Here is a 17,129-nt window from a genome sequence, read left to right as displayed (position 1 = left end):
TGGGGAAACGGACGGCCCAAGGGCCGCCCGCAGTTTTCAGATCAAAGACAACCCGGCGTGATGTTGCTCTCTGCCGCAAAGGCCGCAGAATCCTCTGCGATCAGCGGATCAATCACGCCGTCATCAGGTGCGATGAAGTCCGTCAAAGGCACCCAAATGCCATCCGCCGCATTCCACTGCTGAACAAGACCCTGACCGGACCCACCATGGTTTTCACAGCTGACCGCAAACTCCGGCCCAATGCCATCCATGCCCAGTTCAGCCATCCGCGCCGCAGTGATATCCAGCGCCTCCATACCATCGCGGACCATCGCGGGGGTCACAGCGGTCACGCCGTGAATCTCCTGCGCGTTGGCAATCGCCTCGGCGGCCAGCATCGCGGCATACATACCGCGCACATACAGAACCGACCCCAGATTGCTGCCATCACCGGCGGCATTCCCTGCATCATGGACCAGCGCCTTGATCTCACCCAGAACAGGGTAATCAACCACACGGTTCATGTTCAGCGATTTATAGCCATTCGCGGCCATCCCCGCAGGCGTCACATCATGCTCTGCCCCGGCCCACCAGTTCCCGATAAAGTTCTCCATCGGGAAGCCAATGTTCGCGGCTTCCTGCACCGCCACTTGGTTCATTACGCCCCAGCCCCACATCAGGACATAGTCAGGACGTTCGCGGCGGATCTGCAACCACTGCGACTTCTGCTCTTGGCCCGGATGATCAACCGCCAGCTGGGTCAACGTGAACCCATGCTTGGCCGACAGCTCTTCCAACGTACGGATCGGCTCTTTGCCATAGGCCGAGTTGTGATAGACAAGCGCGATCGTCTTGCCGCTCAGATCACCACCGTTTTCATCCAGCAGATAGTTCACGGCAACCGATGCCGCATCCCAATAGTTCGCCGGATAGTTGAACACCCAGTTGAACACCTCACCATTGGCAGCCGACGTCCGGCCATACCCCATCGTGTGCATCGGAATGCCGTCAGCCGTCGCTTTGGGGATCAGCTGATAGGTAATACCGGTGGACAGCGGTTGATAAATCAGCGCGCCTTCGCCCTTGGTCGCCTCATAACATTCGACACCCTTTTCGGTGTTATATCCGGTCTCGCATTCGATAATACGCACCGACTCGCCGCCAATTCCGCCATCACGCGCATTCAGCAAATTGAAGTAATCCTGATACCCATCCGAAAACGGCGTGCCCCCCGCCGCATAGGGACCAGTGCGATAACTCAGGTCCGGAATGACAAGCTCTGCCATTGCAGGCCCTGCCGCCATCGCCCCCGCAAGGGCCATTGCAGCCAGTGTCTTCATCTTCATCGGTTCTTTCCTCCCATTGATTGATCTGATCGTAGGTCGGGGTTCACCCCGGCTCCATTGTTAGTAAGGGAACGGCCAAAGCCGTAATTTCTCTTTTGCCAGCCGCCACAACTGCGCCAACCCATGTGGTTCCTTGATCAGGAAAAACATGATCAACCCCCCCACGATAACCAGCTGCAAATGCGCGACCAGATCCGTGGGCCACCCCAGCAGATCGACGCCAACCACCTTCAGCGCGACGGGCAAGATCACCAAAAACGCCGCCCCCGCGAAACTGCCGAAAATCGACCCAAGTCCGCCGATGATCACCATGAACAGCACCAGAAACGACTTCTGAATGCCGAACGCCTCGCCCACTTCAACAGCGCCCAGATAGACGCTGAAAAACAGCGCCCCCGCGATCCCGATAAAGAAAGACGACACCGCAAATGCAGTCAACTTGGCCTTCAACGGGTTCACTCCGATGATCTCGGCCGCGATATCCATATCCCGGATCGCCATCCAGGACCGCCCCACCGTGCCACGCGTCAGATTGCGCGCCAGCAAGGCGCAGAACGTCAAAAACACCAGACAGACCAGATACTGCGCAGGGGCCGATGTATTGGCTCCCGTCACCGGCACACCGAACACGAACCGCTCAGGCGCGTTGATCTGCCCCGAGGCCGAATAGTTGTAAAACCACGCCACCTTATTGAACAGCCAAACCAGAAAAAACTGCGCGGCCAGCGTCGCCACCGCCAGATAAAACCCCTTGATCCGCAAGCTCGGCAAACCAAACGCCGTCCCCACCATCGCGGTGATCCCACCCGCCAACAGCACATGGACCACAATCGACACATCCGGAAACGACGTCATCAACTTGTAGCAGGCATAAGCCCCCACAGCCATGAACCCGCCGGTGCCCAGACTGACCTGTCCACAATACCCCACCAGAATATTCAGCCCGATCGACGCAATCGCATAGATCAAAAACGGCACCAAAAGCGCACTGGCCCAATAATCATTGATCACAAACGGAATAACCAAATACGCCACAGCCAAAATCGCCCAATACCGCCAGCGGTCAAACGCAATCGGAAACGTCTGGCTATCGGCCTCATAAGAGGTCTTGAAATCACCGGCTTCACGATAAAACATATGCCATCCCCCCGGCTTCTTCCGAGCCTAAATATCCCCGCCGGAGGCCAACGCTGATCATCATATCAAACACGCTCAATCATCTTCTCCCCAAACAGGCCCTGCGGCCGAAACACGAGAAAAATCAGCGCCAGCATATAGGCAAACCAGTTTTCGGTCGCGCCACCCAGGAACGGCGCGCCGATGGTATATTCAAACAGTTTCTCACCAACGCCAATGACCAGCCCACCCACGATGGCACCCGGGATCGACGTAAAGCCCCCCAGCATCAGCACCGGCAGCGCCTTCAGCGCGATCAGCGACAGCGAAAACTGCACGCCCGATTTCGCGCCCCACATCACTCCGGCCACCAGCGCCACCAGCCCGGCAAGCGACCACACCAACACCCAGATAAAGTTCAGCGAAATGCCGACAGACAACGCCGCCTGATGATCGTCGGCCACCGCGCGCATCGCGCGGCCCTGCTTGGTGTATTGGGCAAATACGATCAGACCGATCACCAGCACAGCCGCGACAATCGTCGCGACCATATCCAACTTGTCGATAAAGAACCCGTAAAACCCGTCGCCACCCAGACCGCTGGTGAACTCCTCGACCCATATCGACCCACCCTGCGGCAGCCCAATGGCCAGCGTCTTGATATCCGATCCCCACATCAGATCGCCGACGCCTTCCAGAAAATAGGCCAGCCCGATGGTCGCCATGAACAAGATGATCGGCTCCTGCCCGACCAGATGGCGGAACACGAACTGCTGCACTGCCCATGCAAACCCGACCATCACGATCAGCGTCAGCAATATCGCCAGCAGCGCCGGAACCTCCCAGCCGAAATCATGAATCTCCGTGCCAAGGATCGCGTTGATCAAATGGCTGAACGGCACCTGCCCTTCCATGATCCCGACAAGCGTCAGCGCGGCAAACAACGCCATCACGCCCTGCGCATAGTTGAAAATTCCGCTCGCCTTAAAGATCAGAACAAAGCCCAGCGCGACAAGCGCATAAAGCACCCCGGCCATCAGCCCGTTGATGATAACTTCGATACCATACAGGAAATCAGCAGACATCGCGCACCTCCCGTACATCGTATGTACGCTGCACGTACAGGTTCTGTACGCAATATTTCATGGCAAAGTCAGTCATGCGCCACCCCCAGATAGGCATCAATCACCTCCTGATTATTGCGCACCTCATCGGGCGTCCCGTCACCGATCTTGCGGCCATAATCCATGACGACAACCCGGTCCGAAATATCCATGACAACGCCCATATCATGCTCGATCAGGGCAATTGTGGTGCCAAATTCATCATTCACGTCCAGAATAAAGCGGCTCATGTCCTCTTTCTCCTCCACGTTCATACCCGCCATCGGCTCATCCAACAGCAGCAGTTTCGGCTCAGCCGCCAGCGCCCGCGCCAACTCCACCCGTTTTTTCAACCCATAAGGCAAACGCCCCACCGGCGTCTTGCGGATCGCCTGAATTTCAAGAAAATCAATAATGCGTTCAACGACTTCGCGGTTTTGCGTCTCTTCCTTGGCCGCCCGCCCATACCACACCGCCTGCGCCAGAAGGCCGGTTTTCATATGGGTCAAACGGCCAGTCATGACGTTGTCCAACACCGACATGCCCTCAAACAGCGCGATGTTCTGAAATGTCCGTGCAATCCCCTGCCGGGCTACCTGAAACGGCTTCATCGGCGGGCGTTTTTCGCCCCGAAACCAGACCTCGCCTTCCTGCGGATTATAGAACCCCGAAATGACATTCAGCATTGATGATTTACCGGCACCGTTCGGCCCGATAATCGCACGGATTTCACCTTCGCGGATATCAAACGATATGTTCTTGATCGCCTCGACACCACCAAACCGCAGCGTGATATTACGCATATCCATCAATATGTTACCAATGGTTCGCCCATCAGCGGTGACATAGGGTTCAACGGTATCTTTCACGCGCACTCCTCCTTGTGGGATGGCGGGCGGGGCGACAGCGCAGCTGAGCGACGCACCGTCATTGGGCCGCAACCTTCTGTGTCGGGGCGACAACCGCGTCACGCAAATCCAAGGTCGCCTTGATCCGGCCCTTGCGCCCATCTTCATAGGTCACTTCCGTCTCCGTATAAATTTCGTCCGCATCGCTATAAAGCGCCGAAATCAAATCGGCGTATTTCTCTTCCACCGTTCGGCGGCGCACCTTACGGGTCCGGGTAATCTCGCCGTCATCGGGGTCCAGTTCCTTGTGCAGCACAAGAAAGCGATGGATCTGACAACCTGCCAACATCGGATCGGCGGCGACCGACTTATTCACCTCCGCCACATGATCCGCAATCTGCGCAAGTACCTGAGGATGCTGTGATAATTCCTGATAGCTGGAATAGGCAATATTGTTGCGCTCTGCCCAATTTCCCACTGCCGTCAGGTCAATATTGATGAAAGCGGTGCAATAATCCCGGCCCGCACCAAACACGACAGCCTCCAGGATATTGGGATAGAACTTCAGCTTGTTCTCAACGTATTTCGGCGCAAAAAGCGCGCCGTCCGCCATTTTTCCCACATCCTTGGCGCGGTCGATAATCCGCAGATGGCCGGTGCCTTCTTCGATAAACCCCGCATCCCCCGTTGCAACCCAACCTTCGGCGTCCTTGGTTTCCACGGTGCTTTCGGCGTTCTTGTAATACTCGACAAAAACCCCCGGAGAGCGGTAGAACACCTCGCCATTGTCGGCAATTTTTAGCTCGACACCCGGGCTGGGCACCCCAACCGTGTCTGACCGCACCTGCCCATCGGGCTGCTGCGTGATGAAAACCGTCGCTTCGGTCTGGCCGTAAAGCTGTTTCAGATTGATGCCCAGCGCCCGGTAAAAATCGAAAATCTCCGGGCCGATCGCCTCGCCCGCCGTATAGCCGACACGCACCCGGCTCAGGCCAAGCGTATTTTTCAGCGGCCCGAAAACCAATATATTTCCCACCCAGTAGCGGAATTTATCCATTGCGCTGACAGGTTTGCCATCCAGAATATCGGGACCAACGCGGCGGGCAATTGCCATGAAATGATCAAACATCCATTTCTTGAACCGGCTCGCGTCCTCCATCCGGATCATCACTGTGGTCAACTGGCTTTCGAACACGCGCGGCGGGGCAAAGAAATACGTCGGGCCGATTTCACGCAGGTCCGTCATCATCGTATCGGGGCTTTCGGGGCAGTTCACACAGAACCCCGCCCACATTGCCTGCCCGATCGAGAAAATAAAGTCACCAACCCATGCCATCGGCAGATAGGCAAGCACCTCGTCCCCGGCCTTCAGATGATCAAATTCCGCCGAATTCTTAGAGGTTTCAATCACATTGCGATTCGACAGGACCACGCCCTTGGGCCGCCCCGTCGTGCCGCTGGTATAAAGCATGACGCATGTATCATCGTAGGTGCGCGCAGCGCTGCGCGCATTCACCTCTGCAATCCGCCCAGACGCGCGCCCCGCCTCTTGCACATTGGCATAGCTGGTCATCGCGGCGTGATCATATTTGCGCAGACCGCGCCCATCCAGATAGATCACGTGTTCAAGACCATGCAGCCCTTCGCGCACGTCGGCAATCTTATCGACCTGTTCCTGATCGCCCGCGACGGCAAACCGCGCACCGCAATGATCCAGCGCATAGGCCATCTCTTCGGCGGCTGCATCCTGATACAGCGGCACCGGAACACACCCGATTCGTTGCGCCGCCACCATCGCCCAATACAGCGCAGGCCGGTTGCGCCCGACAATGGCGATATGATCGCCGACATCAGCCCCCAGCGTCAAAAGACCCATCGCCAGCGCGTCAATCTCATCCGCAGCTTGCGCCCAGGTCCAACTTTGCCAGATCCCGAATTCCTTTTCCCGATATGCTGGCTTGGCGCCGTATTGCGCCACATTGCGGGCCAGCAGATCTGGAATAGACGTTATGCCGCCAGAAGCGGATACATTCATGCCAGTGTTCCTCCCTCGCTGACAGTGCGCCTGCGTCAGGGTCGAGTCGCCTCCCCGCGACTTTCCCCTTTGGGATATACTGTGGGCAAGCCCCCGATCCGTCAAATCATTTTTTGAACAAGCGTTCAGTTAATTGACGACAGGCTACTCAGCGGCGACGTGCGCCTGCGCCTTTTCCACCCGCACGGCAGAGAATTTGAACTCTGGTATCTTGCCAAACGGATCAACAGCCGAATTGGTCAAGATATTCGCGGCGGCTTCGACATAGGCAAACGGCAGGAACACCATATCCAACGCAACCGCGCGATCAGCGCGCGCCATGATTTCAATACTGCCGCGGCGCGTGGACAGGCGCAGCATCCCGCCGGGTTCGACCCCCAAATCACGCAGCGTGGCCGGATGAAGCGAGCAATTCGCCTCAGGCTCGACCGTATCCAATACCTTGGACCGGCGTGTCATCGACCCCGTATGCCAATGCTCCAACTGCCGCCCCGTTGTCAGGATCATCGGATATTCAGCATCCGGCGTTTCATCCGGGGCAATCACGTTGGCGGGCGTGAACCGCGCGCGGCCATTGGCACGCGGGAACCCATCCGCAAATACAATCGGCTGGCCGGGATCTTCGGGGGACAATGACGGATAGGTGACGACGTTTTGCGCCTCCAGCCGGTCCCAGGTGATATTGTTCAGCGACCGCATTGATCGGGTCATTTCGGCAAAGACCTCGGACGGATGGGTATAGGTCCACGACAGGCCAAGCCGTTTCGCCAGTTCAACCTCGATCCACCAATCCTCTTTTGCCTGACCCGGCGGCGGGACGGCGGGACGCCCCATTTGGACTTGCCGGTTGGTATTGGTCACGGTCCCGGTTTTTTCCGCAAATGCAGACGCAGGCAGGATGACATCGGCAAAATTCGCCGTCTCGGTGATGAAGATATCCTGCACAACCAGATGTTTCAGCTTTGCCAATGCATCCCGCGCATGTTCAACATCCGGGTCAGACATGGCCGGGTTTTCCCCCAGAATATACATCCCGTGAATGTCGCCCGTATGCACCGCATCAAGGATTTCAGTCACCGTCAGCCCCTTGTCCGGGTTGATCTGACCATCCTGCCAAATCTCTTGAAACGTATCGCGCACGCCCGGATCACCCACCGGCTGATAATCCGGCAGGAACATCGGAATCATGCCTGCGTCAGACGCGCCCTGCACATTGTTCTGGCCACGCAACGGGTGAAGTCCCGCGCCGGGACGCCCGACCTGACCAGTCATCAGCGCCAGACTGATCAGACAGCGCGCATTGTCGGTGCCATGGATGTGCTGACTGACGCCCATACCCCAGAAAATCATCGCCGATTTCGCCCCCGCAAACACGCGGGCCACATCGCGCAGCGTTTCGGCGGGAATACCGCAGATGCCGGCCATCGCCTCGGGAGTAAAGTCCGCCAGATGCTGCTTTTCCGCCTCCCAGTTTTCGGTATAGGCGGCGATATATTGCGCGTCGTACAGCTCTTCTTCGACAATCACATGCATGATCGCGTTCAACATGGACACATCCGCGCCGGGCCGGAATTGCAGCATATGACTGGCGAACCGTTTCAGCGCCTGACCCCGCGGGTCCATCACAATCAGCTTGCCACCACGTTTGGTGAACTGCTTGAAATAGGTCGCCGCAACCGGGTGGTTTTCAATCGGGTTCGCGCCGATGACAATCGCCACATCAGCGTTTTCAATCTGATTGAACGTCGCCGTGACAGCGCCCGAACCCACGTTTTCCATCAAGGCCGCGACCGATGATGCGTGGCACAGCCGCGTGCAGTGGTCCACGTTGTTGTGGCCAAACCCTTGCCGGATCAGTTTTTGGAACAAATAGGCTTCTTCGTTGGTGCATTTGGCCGAACCAAAGCCCGCAACCCCGGTGCCACCGATATCTTTCAGGCCCTTGGCGGCGAAATCCAATGCCTCTTCCCACGATGCCTCGCGGAAATGGGTCTGCCAGTTGCCGGGGTCCACGTTCAGGCCCTTGGCGGGCGCATCTTCGCGCCGGATCAGCGGTCTTGTCAGGCGGTGTTCGTGGTGGATGTAATCGAACCCGAACCGCCCTTTGACGCACAGACGCCCCTCGTTGGCGGGGCCGTTGATGCCTTCGACAAACTTCACCTTGTCGTCTTTGACCTTCAACGACACCTGACAGCCGACCCCGCAGAACGGGCAGACGCTTTTGACCTCGCGGTCGCAATCCTTTGTATCGCCCATTTGGTTTTCGTCGGTGACTGTGGCAGGCAGCAACGCGCCCGTTGGGCAGGCCTGCACGCATTCGCCACAGGCCACACATGACGACGCGCCCATCAGATCGTCCATATCAAACACCGGATAGGCATTCTGCCCACGCCCCGCCATGCCGATCACGTCGTTCACCTGCACTTCACGGCACGCCCGGACGCACAGACCACATTGTATGCAGGCGTCCAAATTCACACTCATCGCGACATGGCTGTCATCCAGCAGCGGAATGTGGTCGGGGTCCCGCGTCGGGAAACGGCTTTGGTGCATATCCTGTTTGGCTGCCATATCCCACAGATGCGATGACCTGTCATGCGCGACAGCCTGCTCTGGCTGATCGGCGACCAGCAGCTCCATCACCATGCGACGCGCCTGCACTTCGCGCGGTTGATCCGTCGTCACGACCATCCCCTCGGATGGCGCGCGAATGCACGACGCTGCCAGCGTCCGCTCGCCTTCAATCGCAACCATACAGGCGCGGCAATTGCCATCGGACCGATAGCCAGGCGCAGGTTTGTGGCAAAGATGCGGGATCACAAGGCCACGACCATTGGCCACTTCCCAAATGGTCTCACCTGATTGGGCGGTCACCGACTGACCATCAAGAATGAATGAAATGGGTTCTGACATCAGGATTCTCCGCCGTTTATGGGCAGACTAGACCATGCAGACGCGCCGCGTGAAAGGCCAAGGGCGACCGCAAGGGACGCATTTGCGCCACGCCAGATTTCCGATGCGCGACGCAATGTGCCGGAAACTGACAGTAGCGCTATCGTAAGGTGGGTTTTAACCCACCCTACCCGGCCAATTCACGTTCCACGTGCGCTAGGTTCGCACGCACTTCTGGAATCGTCGGATCAATCGCGCGGGCACGGCGCAGGGCACGGCGCGCACCGCGCAAATCACCCTGTGCATAGCGTGCATTGCCCAGACCGAATGGCCACAGCCAGTTATCCGGCCACCGCGCCGCGCCCGTTTCATAAAGCATCTCAGCCGCGCGAACCTGCCCCACCCTCTCCAGCGCGGCGGCCGCAGACAGCACATCGGTTTGCGCGACGCGCACCGGCAACTCATCGGGCGGCAACACCAGCAGCCCCCAGAAATCCCCACGCCGCCACGTGCGTTCGAACAGGGCGAACGGCATCACCATCTGATCCATCTGGCCCGAATTCAGATAAACCTCGTCCCTGCCAAAATCATAGCCGGTCACCACGCCGTAGTGCCACACAGGCGCAATGCCCAGCCCAAGGTTCTGAAACACGATCACCGGATGGCCCGCCGCAATTTCCGACAAAAGCTGATCAAATGTAGACACCTGAACGGCCAGATGCCCCAGCCTGCGGGAACTGCCGATCATATCCGCCAGATAGGTCCCCTCGGCCCCCGGACTGAACGCCAGCGCGGCGACATCCTGTTGGGTCACCGCACGGCCTGCCCATTGCATCACCATCGCGATTGACGTCGGGCCACAATAAAATGCGTCTTGCTTGATCAGCGGAACGCCCGCGACAGCGGCACGGGTCGGCACATCGACCCCAAGCCGTGTGTCCGGATCGAACGGTGGCGCACAGGCCGCCAGCCAGCCAAGAACCAGCAGGCCAGCAACCCGGCGGATCGGCCCGTTTAGCGAACGCAACGGGTAAAGTTGAAGATACGCGTAAAGCACAAGATATCCGTCACCAGCAGAATGATGAATACGGTAAACAACGTACCGATGATGTCAGCGCCAGCCGATCCATCTTCGATTTGCATGACGATCGACGCGACCTCTGCATCCGACAGCGCGGCCAGCCGTTGCGCGGCCTCGGCAGGATCAACGCCTTGGGCGACAATCGCGGCCTGCACGTCGTCGCGCTGCAATTCGTTCAACAGAAAACCGCGGTCGGCATGTGCGGCGTATTTGGAAATGGCAGCGTCCGTGCCCAGCATTTCGGCCTGCGCCATCGTCACGGCCTGCGTCGCCAGCAGCAACTGCGCCGACAGCACGATCGCCACGCCTTTTTTGGTCAGATTCAGATAACCCATGGATGAAATCCCTCTTGTTCGGCGGTACGCCCCAGATACGTCCGCAGTGTCGGGGAATTTCAGACCTGACGCAACCGTTTGACAACCATCACCTTTGGGATGAGCGAATTCCGGTCAAGATGTTCTGATCACAGGAACGTATGCGCATTGTTGATGATCAATATCCGCAGGATCTCAATCCCGATCAGCGCCACAATCGGCGACAGGTCAATGCCGCCGAGTTCAGGCATAAACCGTCGAATGCGCGCATAAAGCGGCTCAAGAATGCGTTGCAGCGTATACCAGACCTGCCCGACAAATTCCTGACGGATATTGAGCACCTCGAACCTGATCAGCCAGCTCATGATAAAATGCGCGAAAATAAAGAAACGGACGACGCCGAGGATCAGAAGCAGGATTTGGATAATTGATGCCATGGTCACGCGGTCCTTTGTTATGCTCGCGATGACCTAATCATTCGCGCGCCAGCCCACAAGTCCGCTGTTGCCCCTAGGTTAAAGTTGACCCGCGCGTCAATCTGGATCATCCCCCGGCCAAAACACAAGGCACCGCAATGTACCCTCTTGTCCGTCTGGCCAAAGAATACGTGATCCACCGCAACGCCGATGACTTGCCCGCACTTGGCACCCATGTGTCACATCACCGCTGCTGGCCGCAGGACATTGATCTGTTCATGGAAATGAATAACGGGCGTATCCTGACGATCCTTGATCTGGGCCGCACGACGCTGGCCCGCCGCGTCGGCTTGCTGCGCACATTGCGGCAGAACAAATGGGGGCTGACGATGGCGGGCGTATCGGTCCGGTATCGCAAACGCATCCGCCCGTTCGTCAAATTTCGCACCGTCAGCAAGACCGTCGGCTGGGATCAGCGGTTTTTCTACCTCGATCAGTCGATCTGGATAGGCGAGACATGCGCCGCACAGGCGCTTTATCGGTCCGCCGTGACCGACAAAAACGGCATCGTCCGGCCCGATCGGGTGCTCGCCGCGTCGGGGTATGTTGGCGAAACCCCCACCTTGCCCGACTGGATCACGCATTGGATCGACGCCGAGGCAACCCGGCCCTGGCCCCCCGTCGATGATGGCACCTCTGCGCGCTAAACCTTTGCTTGCAACCTCTATGCGGAACAGTGTCTTATCACCGTAAAGAAAAGCAGGGGCAGGCACATGGCAGTCAGCAAGAAACGCATCTGGGGATGGATGGCTTTCGACTGGGCATCGCAGCCTTTCTATACGCTGGGCCTCACCTTTATCTTCGGGCCATACTTCGCCTCTGTTGCAGCGGACTACTATATGACGCAGGGTGCCGGCAGCGACCTTGCCGGTGCGCAGGCCCAAAGCCTGTGGTCGTCGGGGCAGACAATTGCCGGGCTGATCATCGCCATCACCGCGCCGTTTCTGGGGGCCTGGGCCGATCGGTCGGGGCGTAAGATCCCTTGGATTGCGTTGTTTTCAGTGATCTACGTCATCGCGACCTGGATGCTGTGGGGGCTGACACCCGACGGGACCCGCCTGATTCAAACGCTGATCATCTTCTACATCGGCTTTATCGCCGCTGAATCGGCGCTGAACTTTGTGAACGCGATCCTGCCGTCGCTGGGCAATGATAATGAAATCGGGCGTGTCTCCGGGTCGGGTGCGGCGTTTGGGTATTGGGGCGGCGTGCTGTCGTTGTTTGCCATGCTGCTGTTTCTGGCCGAAAACGACGCGGGCGTCACCCTGTTGGGAACCGCGCCGTTGTTCGGCCTTGACCCCGACATGCGCGAAGGAACGCGCGCCGTCGGTCCGTTCATTGCCGTCTGGTTTGCCATCTTCATGGTGCCGTTCTTTTTGTTCGTTCGGGACGCCCCGCGCGTCAAAGGCGCCGTCATGCGCGGCGGCACGGTCCTCAGCGATCTGAAAGTGACGTTCAAATCGCTGTTCGTGCGCAAGAGCCTTGGCTATTTCCTGCTGTCGTCGATGTTTTACCGCGACGCGCTGAACGCTCTTTACGCCTACGGTGGCGTCTACGCCCGTCTGGTGCTGGACTGGAGCATCATCCAGATCGGCGTCTTCGGGATTGTCAGCGCGATCACCGCCGCGATTGCGACGTGGCTTGGCGGTCTGGCCGATCAGCGGGTTGGCCCGAAACCTGTGATCACCGGCACGATCATGCTGCTGGTGGTGGTCAGTTGCTTTATTGTCGGCATGTCCCGGACCAGCCTGTTCGGCATTGCCCTGTCCGATGGCTCGCTTATCCCCGATATCATCTTTTATGTCTGCGGCGCGGCGATTGGCGGCGCGGGTGGCGCCGTCTATGCCTCCTCGCGGTCGATGATGGTCCGTCACACGCACCCCGACCGCCCCGCCGAAGCGTTCGGCCTGTTTGCCCTGACCGGCAAAGCCACCGCGTTTCTGGCCCCGGCCGCGATCAGCGTGTTCACATTTATGACCGGCAACGTGCAATTAGGCTTCTTGCCCGTAATCTTTCTTTTCCTGATTGGACTTTTCTTGCTAAGATGGGTCAATAAAGACGGAGATCGCGCAGAATGGTCCGCTTCATAGCAGTAGTTTTCATCGCCCTTGGATTGGCGGCCTGTCAGGCTGACGAACCGCCTGTGGTCACGCTGTCCACGCAAAATGCCAACGACACACGCATAGCCAAGACATTGTTCGGGGCCGTGGCACAGGGATCACGCCAATCCCCACAGGCCTTGGGCAGCTACGCCAAAGGGTGTCAGGCAGGGGCGGACCAACTGCCCGAAACCGGCCCGACATGGCAAGCAATGCGCCTGTCACGCAATCGCAACTGGGCGCAGCCCGCGATGATCGACTTCATCAAGGACCTCAGCCGTTTTGCCGCCGGGCAGCCCGGCTGGTCTGGGCTGTATGTCGGCGATATCAGCCAGCCCCGCGGCGGCCCGATGCTGACCGGTCACGCAAGCCACCAGATGGGCCTTGATGCCGATATCTGGATGTTGCCACCCGAACGCCTGAACCTCAGCACCGCCGAGCGCGAAGATCTGTCGTCGATCTCGATGCGTCGCAACGCGGGCGCCTATACCAACGACAATTGGACCCCACAGCACGAAGCCATCATTCGCGCGGCCGCATCAGACCCCCGCGTCGCGCGCATATTCCTGTTTCCCGGTGCAAAGGTCGCCATGTGCAACAGCGCGACCGGTGACCGCAGTTGGCTGAGCAAGATACGGCCATGGTGGGGGCACCACTATCATTTCCATGTGCGCCTGACATGCCCCGAAGGTGCGACTGACTGCACCAATCAGGCCCCGCCGCCGCCCGGTGATGGCTGCGACGATGCGCAGCGCTGGGTCGATAACATCCTGAACCCGCCGCCACCGGACCCCAACGCCCCACCACCCACACCGCGTGCCGAGCTGACCATGGCAAATCTACCCGGCCAGTGTTTTGACGTGCTGAACGCAGACTAAGTGCGGCATATCTTATGTCTGATCGCCCTGCTGCGGGCCGTGCCCGTCCATGCGGATGCAACGCTGATCGGGGAATACGTCTGGTCAGACGGCGCCCCGCATTTCGGCGGCTTTTCCGCGATCACAGTGAACAGCGACGGCACCCACTTTGTCGCGATCAGTGACCGGGGCGCGTTTGTGACAGGCACATTTATCCGCGTCAATCAGGTGATAACCGATATCATGGCAACCCCGGTCGCACTCCTGAAAAACGCCGACGACACCCCTATTCCGCCGGGCCAGAACGACAGCGAAGGGCTGGCCATCGGCCCCGATGGACAGGTCTATATCTCGTTCGAGGGCGTCCATGGCGTGCGCGTCTTTGACAGCATCGGCGGCACATCATCCGTGCTGCCCGACGCCCCCGCATTTGTCCGGATGCAGGCAAATGCGTCGCTCGAGGCATTGGCCATCGGCCCTGACGGGGCGCTTTACACCTTGCCCGAACGCTCTGGCCGGGCCGATCACCCATTTCCGGTTTACCGATTTCACAACGGCGTCTGGGACCAGCCATTCACCATTCCCCGCCGCGGCGCATTCTTGATGTCAGGGGCAGATATCGGGCCGGACGGGCTGCTTTACCTGCTCGAAAGGGATTTCACCGGCATCGGCTTTCGGACCCGCGTGCGGCGGTTTGACCTGACCGGGGGGCACGAACGAACCGTGCTGGAAACCGGCACCAGAACACATGACAATCTTGAAGGGATCAGCGTTTGGCGCGATCCCGATGGCATTGTTCTGACCATGATTTCCGACGATAACTTTCGGTTCTTTCAGCGAACCGAGGTGGTGGAATATCGGATCACCGATTGACGCAACATGCTGCGGGCGCTATGCCGCGCCGTCCCCCGGATGATCCGGAGGGCCAAGTGCCGCACCCTTGTCAAAACGGAAAACCAGACATGACACGTATCCTTCCCGGCGTTATCGCCATGGCCATCATCGTTGTGGCCTCTAATATTCTTGTGCAATTCCTGATCCTTGACGGATTCTTGACCTGGGGGGCCTTCACGTATCCGCTGGCGTTTCTGGTCACAGATGTGATGAACCGGATCTACGGCGCCCCTGCCGCGCGCCGTGTCGTGTTCGTGGGTCTGATCGTGGGGATCACCTGTTCGCTGATCGGCAGCCAGATCATGCTGGAGTTCGGACCCGCCGTGCCGATCCGCGTCGCCATCGCGTCAGCGACCGCCTTTGGGGCCGCACAACTCCTTGATATCGCGTTGTTTAACCGGATGCGCGGCGGTGTCTGGTGGAAGGCCCCCTTGGTCAGCACCTGCGTCAGTTCCATCGTCGATACCGCCATCTTTTTCACTATCGCCTTTGGCGCTTTGTTCAATGGTTTCAGTGCATTGGCCGCAGATCAGGTGATCTGGGCCCAAGATGCCGTGCCATTCCTGACCTTTGGCCCGCTTGTGCCGCTTTGGGTGTCGCTGGCTGTGGCGGATTGGGGCGTGAAAATCGCGGTGGCTTTGATCGCTTTGGTGCCTTTCCGCATGATTGTGGGGCGCCGGGCGCAGCCGGTCACATAAACGCGATAGATGGTATATTTTTACTTGAAATATACCAGATATGTGCGAACCTATGATCAGGCGAAACATTTGAAAGGAGGTGATCCAGTGCATCATGAGGTATTGGAGAAGTGTGTCGGGACAACTTGTGGGGGACACAGCTAGGGCAGCCCTTGGCTGAGAATGCCACAAGGTGGAGATCCTAACCGACCCACCTCCGTAATTCAGGAAAGGGCCATCCCACAGCCGGGGGTGGCCCTTTTTCTTATGGGTTTACCCTGTATGCTTGCCGTACGGACCCCGTACAGACGCCGTAGTTACACTTTGGACAGACCATGAAGATCAATGATCAGATCGAAATCGCCGACTGGGAGCTGACGGAAAGCTTTACCCGCGCGTCCGGCCCCGGCGGGCAGAACGTGAACAAAGTGTCCACGGCGGTCGAACTGCGGTTCGAGGCAGCGCGGTCGCCCAACTTGCCCGACCCGGTGAAATCCCGGCTGCGGGTGCTGGCCGGGCAACGCTGGACCAAGGACGGCGCGATCGTGATCTTTGTGCAAGAGACGCGGAGCCAGGCGCGCAACCGCGAAATCGCGCGGGACCGGCTGGCCGACCTGATCCTGCGCGCCTGCGCGCGGCCCAAACGCCGGGTCGGCACAAAACCGACCTACGGTTCGGTCAAGCGCCGACTGGCCGGGAAAAAGCAACGCGGCGAAGTGAAGGCGTTACGGGGCAGCGTCGATCCCGACACGTAGGGCGGGGTTCACCCCGCCATTCCGCGTGCGCAGAAAAACAGCGGGGAGAACCCCGCCCTACGCTTGCTGGACCAATCGGGCGCGGGCGAGGTCGGCGACCCGGTGTTCACCACTTGGAATGTCGAGGACCGCGACGGGCTATATTGCGGCATCTGGCGCAGCACGCCGGGCCGCTGGCGGATTTCCTACGACGAATGGGAATACTGCCGCATCCTGTCGGGCCGGTCGGTGATCCACGGGTCCGACGGATCACGGCTCGCGGTCGGCCCCGGCGACAGCTTTGTCCTGCGCCCGGGGTTCACCGGGGAATGGGAGGTGGTGGAGACGACGGTGAAGGAATATGTGGTAAGGGTGTGAGGGGTAGGGTGTGTGGTTTGTGCGCGATCTGCGCTTGCTGACTGTGATCGGCTAGCAGAACGTAAGAAACGGAAATGACTCAATTGCCCAATAGCACGTTACCAAACACAGCTGAAAATCGCTTCGCGCCAGAAGCATAACGCTGAACTGTATTCAAGCCTGTGCCATTAGGTTTTCCGTGCGCGATCTGGTCCCGCAATGTTTTCAAACGACTCTGTTGCACAAATCGGCTGATGGCCGAGGTACCCCTTTCCCTGGACAGACTTATCCCACGGTCTCTGTGACGGGTATGCCGAGCGC

Annotated in this window: 16 protein-coding genes; 7 read left to right on the top strand and 9 right to left on the bottom strand. The window is 58.8% G+C overall.

The annotated features are described in order from the left end of the window. Positions 1–41: 41 nt before the first annotated feature. From QZ196_RS12870 to QZ196_RS12830, 9 genes are all read right to left on the bottom strand, one after another. Complete coding sequence (locus QZ196_RS12870; RefSeq protein ID WP_296427016.1) at positions 42–1,325, bottom strand: ABC transporter substrate-binding protein; 1,284 nt, start codon at positions 1,323–1,325, stop codon at positions 42–44. A 60-nt stretch (positions 1,326–1,385) separates the two neighbouring features. After that, positions 1,386–2,462 (bottom strand): branched-chain amino acid ABC transporter permease, encoded by a 1,077-nt coding sequence (locus QZ196_RS12865; RefSeq protein WP_296427014.1) that lies wholly within the window; start codon positions 2,460–2,462, stop codon positions 1,386–1,388. Between the two features lie 65 nt (positions 2,463–2,527). After that, positions 2,528–3,526 (bottom strand): branched-chain amino acid ABC transporter permease, encoded by a 999-nt coding sequence (locus QZ196_RS12860; RefSeq protein ID WP_296427012.1) that lies wholly within the window; start codon positions 3,524–3,526, stop codon positions 2,528–2,530. Between the two features lie 68 nt (positions 3,527–3,594). Then, entirely contained in the window at positions 3,595–4,353 is a 759-nt protein-coding gene (locus QZ196_RS12855) for an ABC transporter ATP-binding protein (RefSeq protein ID WP_296427057.1), read from the bottom strand. 118 nt (positions 4,354–4,471) lie between these two features. Further along, the gene (locus tag QZ196_RS12850) at positions 4,472–6,427 is read right to left on the bottom strand and encodes an AMP-binding protein (protein ID WP_296427010.1); all 1,956 of its coding nucleotides are present in this window, start codon (positions 6,425–6,427) and stop codon (positions 4,472–4,474) included. Between the two features lie 144 nt (positions 6,428–6,571). Continuing rightward, positions 6,572–9,340 (bottom strand): formate dehydrogenase subunit alpha, encoded by a 2,769-nt coding sequence (fdhF, locus tag QZ196_RS12845; RefSeq protein WP_296427008.1) that lies wholly within the window; start codon positions 9,338–9,340, stop codon positions 6,572–6,574. Positions 9,341–9,506: 166 nt separating this feature from the next. After that, complete coding sequence (locus QZ196_RS12840) at positions 9,507–10,346, bottom strand: PA2778 family cysteine peptidase (RefSeq protein ID WP_296427006.1); 840 nt, start codon at positions 10,344–10,346, stop codon at positions 9,507–9,509. Then, on the bottom strand, positions 10,334–10,735 hold the full coding sequence (locus tag QZ196_RS12835) for a PA2779 family protein (RefSeq protein ID WP_296427003.1): 402 nt from the start codon (positions 10,733–10,735) through the stop codon (positions 10,334–10,336). The genes QZ196_RS12840 and QZ196_RS12835 overlap by 13 nt, the downstream gene beginning before the upstream one ends. Before the next feature lie 128 nt (positions 10,736–10,863). After that, positions 10,864–11,151, bottom strand: a complete 288-nt coding sequence (locus QZ196_RS12830; protein WP_296427001.1) for a YggT family protein — start codon at positions 11,149–11,151, stop codon at positions 10,864–10,866. A gap of 137 nt (positions 11,152–11,288) precedes the next feature. On the opposite strand from QZ196_RS12830, the gene QZ196_RS12825 reads away from it, so the two are divergent. From QZ196_RS12825 to QZ196_RS12795, 7 genes are all read left to right on the top strand, one after another. After that, on the top strand, positions 11,289–11,837 hold the full coding sequence (locus QZ196_RS12825) for an acyl-CoA thioesterase (RefSeq protein WP_296426999.1): 549 nt from the start codon (positions 11,289–11,291) through the stop codon (positions 11,835–11,837). A gap of 66 nt (positions 11,838–11,903) precedes the next feature. Beyond that, positions 11,904–13,280, top strand: coding sequence for an MFS transporter (locus tag QZ196_RS12820; protein WP_296426997.1), 1,377 nt, complete (start codon positions 11,904–11,906; stop codon positions 13,278–13,280). After that, positions 13,265–14,167 carry a penicillin-insensitive murein endopeptidase gene (gene mepA, locus QZ196_RS12815; protein ID WP_296426994.1) on the top strand — a complete coding sequence of 301 codons (903 nt, stop codon included), beginning with the start codon at positions 13,265–13,267 and terminating at the stop codon, positions 14,165–14,167. Before QZ196_RS12820 ends, mepA begins: the two co-directional genes overlap by 16 nt. Beyond that, positions 14,168–15,019 (top strand): esterase-like activity of phytase family protein, encoded by an 852-nt coding sequence (locus QZ196_RS12810; protein ID WP_296426992.1) that lies wholly within the window; start codon positions 14,168–14,170, stop codon positions 15,017–15,019. 89 nt (positions 15,020–15,108) lie between these two features. Beyond that, the gene (locus tag QZ196_RS12805) at positions 15,109–15,738 is read left to right on the top strand and encodes a queuosine precursor transporter (RefSeq protein ID WP_296426990.1); all 630 of its coding nucleotides are present in this window, start codon (positions 15,109–15,111) and stop codon (positions 15,736–15,738) included. Positions 15,739–16,052: 314 nt separating this feature from the next. Next, positions 16,053–16,472 (top strand): alternative ribosome rescue aminoacyl-tRNA hydrolase ArfB, encoded by a 420-nt coding sequence (gene arfB / locus QZ196_RS12800; RefSeq protein ID WP_296426989.1) that lies wholly within the window; start codon positions 16,053–16,055, stop codon positions 16,470–16,472. Positions 16,473–16,535: 63 nt separating this feature from the next. Next, entirely contained in the window at positions 16,536–16,829 is a 294-nt protein-coding gene (locus tag QZ196_RS12795; protein WP_296426988.1) for a cupin domain-containing protein, read from the top strand. Positions 16,830–17,129 lie beyond the last annotated feature (300 nt).

This window comes from Yoonia sp., from assembly GCF_017854565.1.
GTDB lineage: Bacteria > Pseudomonadota > Alphaproteobacteria > Rhodobacterales > Rhodobacteraceae > Yoonia.
Note: the sequence above shows the minus strand (reverse complement) of the source record. Positions and strands in the feature narration are given on the sequence as shown.

Excerpts from the sequence above, each read along its gene's own strand:
- arfB (WP_296426989.1), top strand. The coding sequence starts at position 16,053 with ATGAAGATCAATGATCAGATCGAAATCGCCGACTGGGAGCTGACGGAA.
- QZ196_RS12835 (WP_296427003.1), bottom strand. The coding sequence starts at position 10,735 with ATGGGTTATCTGAATCTGACCAAAAAAGGCGTGGCGATCGTGCTGTCG.
- QZ196_RS12865 (WP_296427014.1), bottom strand. The coding sequence starts at position 2,462 with ATGTTTTATCGTGAAGCCGGTGATTTCAAGACCTCTTATGAGGCCGAT.
- QZ196_RS12855 (WP_296427057.1), bottom strand. The coding sequence starts at position 4,353 with ATGGATATGCGTAATATCACGCTGCGGTTTGGTGGTGTCGAGGCGATC.
- fdhF (WP_296427008.1), bottom strand. The coding sequence starts at position 9,340 with ATGTCAGAACCCATTTCATTCATTCTTGATGGTCAGTCGGTGACCGCC.
- QZ196_RS12860 (WP_296427012.1), bottom strand. The coding sequence starts at position 3,526 with ATGTCTGCTGATTTCCTGTATGGTATCGAAGTTATCATCAACGGGCTG.
- QZ196_RS12820 (WP_296426997.1), top strand. The coding sequence starts at position 11,904 with ATGGCAGTCAGCAAGAAACGCATCTGGGGATGGATGGCTTTCGACTGG.
- mepA (WP_296426994.1), top strand. The coding sequence starts at position 13,265 with ATGGTCCGCTTCATAGCAGTAGTTTTCATCGCCCTTGGATTGGCGGCC.
- QZ196_RS12850 (WP_296427010.1), bottom strand. The coding sequence starts at position 6,427 with ATGAATGTATCCGCTTCTGGCGGCATAACGTCTATTCCAGATCTGCTG.
- QZ196_RS12830 (WP_296427001.1), bottom strand. The coding sequence starts at position 11,151 with ATGGCATCAATTATCCAAATCCTGCTTCTGATCCTCGGCGTCGTCCGT.
- QZ196_RS12825 (WP_296426999.1), top strand. The coding sequence starts at position 11,289 with ATGTACCCTCTTGTCCGTCTGGCCAAAGAATACGTGATCCACCGCAAC.
- QZ196_RS12870 (WP_296427016.1), bottom strand. The coding sequence starts at position 1,325 with ATGAAGATGAAGACACTGGCTGCAATGGCCCTTGCGGGGGCGATGGCG.
- QZ196_RS12805 (WP_296426990.1), top strand. The coding sequence starts at position 15,109 with ATGACACGTATCCTTCCCGGCGTTATCGCCATGGCCATCATCGTTGTG.